Annotated in this window: 4 protein-coding genes and 1 pseudogene; 2 read left to right on the top strand and 3 right to left on the bottom strand. The window is 39.5% G+C overall.

All coding sequences use genetic code 11. The features are described 5' to 3' along the window. The 3 genes and pseudogenes from AC4PL9_RS12210 to AC4PL9_RS12200 all read right to left on the bottom strand — a co-directional run. Positions 1 to 1,290: pseudogene (locus tag AC4PL9_RS12210) on the bottom strand (hypothetical protein); the annotation flags it as partial. 402 nt (positions 1,291 to 1,692) lie between these two features. After that, on the bottom strand, positions 1,693 to 5,382 hold the full coding sequence (locus AC4PL9_RS12205; protein WP_491605026.1) for a PKD domain-containing protein: 3,690 nt from the start codon (positions 5,380 to 5,382) through the stop codon (positions 1,693 to 1,695). 143 nt (positions 5,383 to 5,525) lie between these two features. After that, complete coding sequence (locus AC4PL9_RS12200) at positions 5,526 to 6,578, bottom strand: NAD-dependent epimerase/dehydratase family protein (protein ID WP_491605025.1); 1,053 nt, start codon at positions 6,576 to 6,578, stop codon at positions 5,526 to 5,528. 86 nt (positions 6,579 to 6,664) lie between these two features. On the opposite strand from AC4PL9_RS12200, the gene AC4PL9_RS12195 reads away from it, so the two are divergent. Together AC4PL9_RS12195 and AC4PL9_RS12190 are read left to right on the top strand one after the other, a co-directional pair. After that, positions 6,665 to 7,756: a tetratricopeptide repeat protein gene (locus tag AC4PL9_RS12195; protein ID WP_491605024.1), complete on the top strand. Its 1,092-nt coding sequence runs from the start codon at positions 6,665 to 6,667 to the stop codon at positions 7,754 to 7,756. Positions 7,757 to 7,768: 12 nt separating this feature from the next. After that, positions 7,769 to 9,239 (top strand): hypothetical protein (locus AC4PL9_RS12190; RefSeq protein WP_491605023.1); only part of this gene is annotated, 1,471 nt, incomplete at its 3' end.

Below are 9,239 nucleotides of genomic sequence, written 5' to 3'. Positions count from 1 at the left end.
TATATCATCATTTTCACAAACGGTAGATGGAGCCATCGTAAAATCAGCTACAGGATAGGGTGCATTTCCTACTGTAATAGATGCCGTAATAGAACATGAAACACCAGTGACAGGAACCATTTCTACTTCATAATAACCTCCCGTTGTAACTGTAATACTCTGAGTGGTTTCTCCCGTACTCCATAAATATGATGCTGCACCATCCGGAGCTGTCAATGTTAACGGATCGCTCCCACAAATAAATGTTCCTCCCGTAGATGTTATAACTCCAAATGGTCGACAAGTAGCATCAACATAAGCATACCCGTAGTGTCCGGACTGAGAACAGTCTGCTACCCGGAATTCGATCGTTACGTTCTGACCAATATAAGATGTCAACGGAGCAAAAGCTGTTTTCCAGTTCTGATACAAAACATCATTCCCCGCATTAATGAAATCAGGATTACTGGCAGTAGACTGAACACTATAACTTCCACATGGGATATCATTACCATTTTCGTCATATAATCGTACAATAAAATAGGGTTGTTCTGCCAACGGATGTCCCGGCTCTTCAACCACCACAGCATAACTGTAAGTAAATATTGCATTACTCATATCTACCAGATAGGTCTGCTTTAGCATTGCCACATTTGCCCCGCTAGATGCCCCATCTCCAATTCGTGCCGAATACTGGCCTCCATCAGGGTTTACACGAGGAATTCCAACAACAGGATCATTACCTCCATTCATAATCTGATGCTGACCTCCCGGAGCAACAGTATTAGCACCACTTACTCCATAGGCATTTCCAGGATGTGTTCCTGCGGTCAGTTCCCACCCATTAAATGTACCGTCTTCAAAATCCATATTCTCACAGGGTCCGTTCATTTCTCTGGAACGTAAAGAATACTCTTCTTCTGTTCTTTCTTTACTGAACGGAATCAACTCTATCTCTTGCTCCAAATTCGCAATCCACTTCTTATATTCTTGATATACTTCTTCCAATGAATCAATTTTACCTGACTTCAGATTTTTTGCAAGATTTTTTGCAAATACTGTTCGTCGTTTTATTATATGATCCACCGTTTCCCTGTGACTTTGACGGTATAGGTTTAATTTTAGATCATCTGAAATTTTAAAAAACGACAACTCCCCTGCAATATAATCGGTAATCTCACCAACCGTAGATCGTTTTACAAATGACATTGCTTCTTCCTCTGTATGCACATGAAAATGATCTTCCTGCCCTACAACTCTAGGTACCCACAAAACAAACAGAACAAGCAAATAACAGCTGTACTTTTTCATAACGCTTCAAAAAATCTAAAGATGTCAGACAGCTTTGTTATCTAAACAGTTCGTTCGAACCATCTGTTTCACCCTTTGTGAAGCTTTCCTCTATATTATCTGAAAATACAGGTATATGCTTATGAGAAACCGAAAATCCGGTCAGGCTCATCCATTGAAGTGTAACAAACAGAATGAAAAACAGCAGTCTTTCCATCTTCTTGAGTAATAGTAATTTGTTAGTATCAAGTACGCTTACCTTGGCAGGTAAGCGTACCATTGTAAAAATACTGATACTTTTCAGGTTTACATAAAATCCACACCTGATATTTCTATCTCAAAACAGATTTGCTAAATACTGTCTGTTTTTCAAACAATTATCACAATATTCTAACTACACATTAATAATGTTATATTGGAGTTTTAACGCAATAAAGTTACATGACCTGTAATCACCTGTCTTTTATCCACCCCTTTTACTTTATAAGTGATTTTCCAAATATACACCCCATCCTCGGCAATGGTACCTCCATACGTTCCATTCCAACCTACGCGCGCATCATTTGATTCAAAAAGAACTTCTCCCCACCTGTTAAAGATCAGTAAAGTATAACTGTACGGGTCAAATCCTTGCGTAAATATGGGCTTAAACTCTTCATTAAAATCATCATTATCAGGTGTAAAAGCATTCGGCACATAGTATAGTATTTCTTCATTTACTTTTACTAACCTGGTCGTTGTATCTGTACACCCATGTTCAGAATAAGCAATTAACGTCACAATGTAGTCTCCCCCCTCATTAGTAGGGAATTCATGAATAGGAGAAAATTCGGACGAATGTGCTGAATTATCACCAAAATCCCAAAAATAAGTAGATGCTCCAGAGGTTTCATTCACCATTTCTGACTCCCATTTAATTGTAGACAACACATTCGGTGTAGGCGTAAAATCAGCTATCGGATAAGGATATGCACAAATATAATTTGGAATGGTAGCCGTATTTGTACAACCTTCAACAGTTGTTACTGTATACGAAACTGTGTAACATCCTGCATTTGGATAGGAATGCGTCACCTCATCACATGAATTAGATGTAGATCCATCTCCCAAATTCCATAAACATGTTGCTATATTACCTGTAGCCTGTGCTGTGAAATTAGTGTGCACAGGTAAACAACCGTCTAACGTGTCGGCAACGAAACTCACTTGTGGTGTCGGCACCCAGTTTACATACATATCATCCGTATTCTGACAACCATTGTGGTCTGTACCAATAACAGTATAGGTACCGGATTGAGTAGGTACAAAAGGAATTCCATCAACCACATTGTTGTCCCATTGATAAGAAACAGCTCCACTTCCTGTAAGGACAACTGTAAATCCTTCACAAACTGTTATGTCATTTCCTGCTGACACAACCGGAAGATCATATACTTCAATCCGAACTGTTTGATCAAGAGATTGTCCGCAAGTAAGAGGAGAGCTTTCCGAAACATAATTCAAATTATATTCGTAAACTCCCGCCTGAGAAGTAGGAACCGTTATTGTAACATCCGGACCTCCTGATGACTGAACAGTCTGATCAGCCCCTCCATTGATTGCGTAAGTAAAAGTGAAAGGTTCAATACCGTTTACTCCTTCAAATAAAATCTCAGGTTCGGGATCATTTAAACAAACATTTACTGACCCTGAAATAGTAGCTGTAGGTAGCGGATGAATTTCAATATCAATATCATCGGCGAGATCACTGGAACATCCATTATCATCTACAACCCGTGTCAGATTATAGGTGTAATTTCCTACGACATTGGTTGGCGCATCTACAGTCCCCTCACCATTAGCATCAGAGACGGTTGTCAACTCTGCGCCGCCGTTAATCGTGTAATAAAAAGTATAAGGAGCAGTAGCATTTTGCCCTTCAAAGACAACCTGAGGATCCGGCTCGTATTGACATAAGTCTACTGCCCCTGAAATAGTTGCTGTAGGTAATGGCAAAATATCAACTGTTATTGTTTCATTGAGTTGCTGAGAACAAGCAGAAACGGATGATTCCAATACATTTGTTAAGTTATAAACATATGCTCCCACAACATCTGATGGAGCATTTAGTGTAACAGAATTCTGTCCTGCCTGAGTAGAAATCGTTTGATCTGCTCCTCCATTGATAGAATAAGTAAATGTGTAAGCTGATGTTCCATTACTTCCTTCAAAAGTAACTACCGGATTAGGTGCATTTTGACATACAGCAACATCCGATGCAATTGTCGCCTGAGGAACTGTGTTTATGTTTATAGTAACTGTTCCTTGTTGATTTTGTCCACAAGAAGCCTGATCTCCACCTTCAACACTAACCAGATCGTACACAAATGTTCCATCTGTTGTAGTTGGTACATTTACAGTAGCTGTATTACTTCCCGAAGGAGAGGTAACAGTTTGGGGAGATCCATTATTTATTGTGTATGTAAAAGTATACGGTTGAACCCCATCCGCTCCGGTAAATGTAACCTGTGGCTCTGCATCTCCTACACAAACATTTACATCACCTGCAATGGTTGCAGTAGGCAACTGATTCACCAGAACAGGAGAAGTATATGAGTCATAACAACCATCCTCTGAATAAACGGTAAGAGTTACATTATAATTTCCCGGATTCGGATAATTGTGCTCCGGTAAAGTATAGGTTCCCGTAGTTTGATTCACCCCGGTTATTCCACCTGTAGAATGTGGTGTCTGGATTCCATCACCGAAGTCCCACTGGTAAGAACTAATTACTCCGTTAGTACCGATCGTTGTCCCGTCAGTAAACTCAACATCCTGACCTTCGCAGATAATTGCAGCGTCCGGAGTAAAAGTAGGTTGTGGAACAGGAAACGGAACGATATCTGCCTCTACCAGTACCGCGCAGTTTGCCCCCTGAACAGGAGTCACGTTACATGAATAATGTCCTGCTGTAGTTACTGAAATCTCGCGAGTCGTTTCTCCTGTATTCCATAAATACGCTGCAGCCCCATCAGGAGCACTCAAAATAGTTGCTTGTCCCTCACAACGTGCTTCAATTTCCATTACATGACAATACGCATCAACATATGCATACCCATAATGTCCGGATTGAGAACAATCTCCAACAGAGAACTCCATTGTAACATTTTGCCCAACATAATTTTCCAACGAAGCAAAAACAGTCGTCCAGTCTCTATAAGTAACATTCCCCTGAGTATTCCACCCCGGTTGACCATCTCCCCCGTATGCCTCATACTCTGCACAAGAGATACTCTGTCCATTTTCATCGTACAAACGCACACGCACAAAGGGTTGTTCCCCGGCCGAGTGTCCTGGATCCTGCAAAATGGCGGCATACGAATAGGTAAACACCGTACTTGCCGCATCCACCTGAAAAGTTTGCACCAATGCTCCGGCGCGTGCTCCGGTTCCGGTTCCATCTCCAACACGAACAGAACAATTCCCTCCCGCAGGATTAACTCTTGGGACCCCTACGACAGGATCATTCCCTCCATTAACAATAGCATGCTGACTATTTGCTCCACCAGGAACACACATTACCTGATTAATAATTTGAAAAGGATTGTTATTTACTCTACCACAAATCGTTTCCCATCCTGTAAAGTTACAGGTTTCAAAATCTGCATTTTGACACGGTTCTCCTGCCGCTCTGGAACGATTATTCATCACATCTTCCTGACCTTCTTCTATCGGAATCCTGTAATACTTCCCGATAACAATGAAACCTTCCTCGTAAACCGGTTCAAAAAGAAGTTCGTCCCTATAGACTTCTATTAATTCAAAAATTCTGTCAGAAGCTAACTCAACGGAAAGCTCTCCTTCACAGATTTCATCTACAACTTTTCTCTGAATAAAATCAACCATGACCCTATTGAAACGGTTAAAATCATCTAGAGAGAAATCGTATCTCTCGTTAAAATGTTGAGGAAAACCAATTGAAATAAGGTGTCCATCTAGTTGATCACCCGCTTCCTCTCTACAACTCACCAATTGTGCATCATGATTATGATCATGACCCTGGTGATTCTCCTGCGCACTCAATCCACCGCAGCTAATAACAGCTACCATCAAAGTAGTTAGTAGAACTTTCATAATACCTAAAATTTCGGTTAGTAAACACCCACTTGCTTTTGTAAAAAATACTTCAGCCCAAATAATAACGAGAAAAAAACGGAGGGGTTGCCTACTTTGGGGTTAATCCTACTTTTTTATCAAAAAAAGAAAAGAGGATCAGGTTACCTTTTTACGAAAAAAAAGGAAAACTGTACAGAATTTTCGACAGATTCTTCTACACTATAATACGCTGTAGGAATCCAATTATCTATCTTTTCAGACGAATATTTTGTTACGCTAAATGCACTCTTTGTTGACTGTTTAGTTAGTGCTGTTGGTTTACCAGTTATCAAACTAAAAACGGCTGCTAATCTCCAGGAAAGCCCCATTAATAGTTTATTTACACGAATTGTTGGTCGCTTTTTCCCCAAAGCATCCGCTATGGTATCAAATAGTTGTTTATAGGTTATGTTCTCACCTATAATCAAAAAACGCTCAGAGGAAATCTCCGAATCCATTAAGGCTAACATTCTTTTTGAGACATCACGGACGTCTACAATTGCATTAGCACCCGGAGGATAAAACCGAAGTCCTTTATGTATTGCCCTAAAAATCGTAAGCGAACTTTCATTCCAATCTCCGGGTCCCAAAATAACACATGGATTAACAATTACTGCATTCAGACCTTCCTCAACACCTCTCCATACCTCTTTTTCAGACAAATACTTAGAAACGGCATATCCGGTTGTATCTGGATTTTGCTCCCACTTATCTGTCTCCACAACATCTTTATTCTGATTCCGGACAGATTTGCCAACGGCAGCAGTAGAACTGACATGACAAAATTTTCGTACGTTATGATCAATACTTAAATTAACCATATTCGCCGTTCCGTACCGATTAGTCGTTATCATTGAAGAAAACTCCCGTCTTCTAAAGGAAACGGTTGCAGCACAGTGATACACATCAGAAACACCATCAAAAGCCTTTTCCAATTGAAATACGTCGAGTATATCACATTCAAACCACTCGATTAAACTCCATTTTTCTTCAACGTTCTCCGGATCATAAAATTCAAACAATCTCCTTACCAGACTGATCTTGTTTTTGTTTCTGAACAAAGCACGAACATGACGACCTTTTGCAGTCAGATCATATAGCACATGCATCCCTAAAAGCCCGGTAGAACCTGAAACCAAATCCATTTCACGAAGATAGTCTTTTATAGCTTTCATCCTTCCTTAAAAGCACCTTTTGCAAATTTATTTGGTTGGAAAAAATGAATTCTTATATTCGCATAGGATTCAAAATAAAATCTACTATGAAAAAACCCTTGTATGAACTAGTAATCTGCTGTACAGTTTTGTTTTTTTCACAGATTCAGATCGGCTGGTCTCAAGATGCAGAAACAATTATTGAAGATTCAACCAGTCAAAACTCAATCAGTATTGAAGCGCAGGAAAAATTCAACTCCGGTGTTGAAGCTCTTGAATCAAAAAACTTTGAACAAGCGGTTCTTGCATTTTCAGAAGCAATTACTCTGGCACCAGAGTTTTCTAAAGCTTTTTTAAACAGAGGATATGCGTATACGGAGTTGAAGGACACTGAAAAAGCGGCCTCTGACTTCACAAGATCTGTAGAACTAGACGCTACACTTCATCAGGCATTTTTTGAATTAGCCCTTATTGCAGAAAATTCAGATCAAACTGAAAAAGCAGTTGAATTTTACTCGCAGGCAATACAGGCTAAAGGAGATAATTACAAATATTATTACCAAAGAGGTCTTCTTTATTTCGAATCTGAAAATTATGAAAAAGCAAAAGAAGATTTTACTTCTTCAGTGTCTCTCAAAAAAGATTTTGCTTTCGGGTATAACGAAAGAGGAAGTACAAACAGAATGCTGGAACAATATGATGAGGCTATAAAAGATTACCAGTTGGCAACTCTTCACAATGACAAACTTGTTATTGCATTCAATAATTTAGGGAGTGTTTACAGAAAAAAAGGAGAATTAGATAACGCTATCCGTGCGTATGATAACGCATTAAAAGCTGAGCCTAAGAATCATCTTTCTTTAAATAATCGAGGATATGCAAAATTTGAAAAAGGAAATTATGCAGCAGCTATAGAGGATTTTAAAGCTGCGGTACAAGTTAAGAGTGACTATGCATACGCATACAACAACCTTGCTGCGGCACATATAAAATTAGAACAATTCAAAGAAGCTGAAAGCGCTTGTGATAAAGCGATCGGGATTGATAACGAATACGCATATGCATATTATAACCGGGGAGTAGCCAAAGAGATGTTGAGAAATGTATCCGGGGCATGTAATGACTGGTTAAGAGCTGCTGAACTAGGAGTTGCTGCTGCTCAAACGTATTACAAAAACTCTGACTGTAACAATCAATAAATTTTGATCAAAATGAAGAATCTGAATATACTACTTGCTTTCCTTTCGTTTTCATTCGTATCCATTGCTCAAAATGTTGAGTTCGATAAAAATCTTTTCAAAGACAGGAAGGATGAATTCAAAGCCGCTGTAAAAAATCTGGATGAGGGAAATAAACTATTGAACTACGCTCCATTTCCCCTATACAAACAAGCTTTACCCTTTTTTGAAGCAGCTCATGAATTTAACCCCAATAATGCTGACCTGAACTTTAAAATTGGTCTTTGCCACTTAAATTCCAATATGAAATTTAAAGCGCTTGAGTACTTTGAGAGAGCCTACAAACTTCAACCGACCGTAAACCCTGAAGTTCAGTATTACATCGGCCGGGGTTCTCAACTTTCACAGCAATGGGACAAAGCCATCAAAGCGTATGAGGCATTTAAGAATACGCTTAATACTAAAACCGACATGGAACGTATCATGGAAACGTCCAAACATATTGAAGAGTGTCGGAATGGTAAAAAACTAATGGTTAAACCGGTTCGGGTGTGGATTGACAATATGGGTAAAAACATAAATTCACAATATCCCGAATACGGCATGGTCATGAATGCAGATGGTTCAGAGATTTATTTTACCAGTCGACGCCCGAATTCAGCAGGAAATAGTAGTGATGATTTCGGAGGCTATTTTGAGGACATCTACATGTCAGAAGAAGCAGACAAAGAATATCAGGCTGCAAAAAACGTTGGTGAACCAATCAACACAAAGGGACATGACGCTACTGTTGCTTTGAGTCCTGATGGATCAAAAATGCTTGTTTATATTGACGATAAGGGAGATGGTAATATCTACGAAAGTGTACGAAAAGGATCAGAATGGTCTAAACCAAAAAAACTAAACAGCGAGATTTGCTCTCCTTACCACGAGCCTTCTGCCTGGTATAGCCCTGATATGCGAAAATTATATTTTGTAAGTGATCGCCCTCTTTCGGGAAAAGGAGCTCCAAAAGATAAAGACATCTACGTTGCATCGTGGGACGCAAAAAAAGAAATCTGGGCTACTATTGAAAGGCTTCCTGAAACGGTTAACTCTCCATACGATGAAGATGGGATCTTTATGCACCCGGACGGAAAAACGCTTTATTTCTCCTCTAAGGGACACAGTACAATTGGTGGCTATGATATTTTTTACTCGGTTCGTCAAGACGACAATACCTGGTCTACCCCTGTAAACATCGGATATCCGATCAATACTCCGGACGATGATGTTTTCTTTGTTGTTGCTGCAAATGGAAAAGATGCTTATATGACTTCATTCCGTGAAGATGGAATGGGTGAAAAAGACCTTTATAAAATCACTTTTTTAGGAGAAGAAAAACAACCTATGCTGAACTCTGAAGACATTCTTCTTGCCGGCAAAGGAGTTACTATGCGAGAAAAAGTAATCGAGCCTAAAATAGAAATTAAACGCAGTTCACTTTCCTTGCTGAAAGGTATTA

The organism is Wandonia sp., assembly GCF_984588085.1.
This window is presented reverse-complemented; position numbering and strand designations above follow the sequence as displayed.

Bases quoted from the DNA above. Each gene is read 5' to 3' on its own strand.
- AC4PL9_RS12205 (WP_491605026.1), bottom strand. From the start codon at position 5,382: ATGAAAGTTCTACTAACTACTTTGATGGTAGCTGTTATTAGCTGCGGT.
- AC4PL9_RS12200 (WP_491605025.1), bottom strand. From the start codon at position 6,578: ATGAAAGCTATAAAAGACTATCTTCGTGAAATGGATTTGGTTTCAGGT.
- AC4PL9_RS12195 (WP_491605024.1), top strand. From the start codon at position 6,665: ATGAAAAAACCCTTGTATGAACTAGTAATCTGCTGTACAGTTTTGTTT.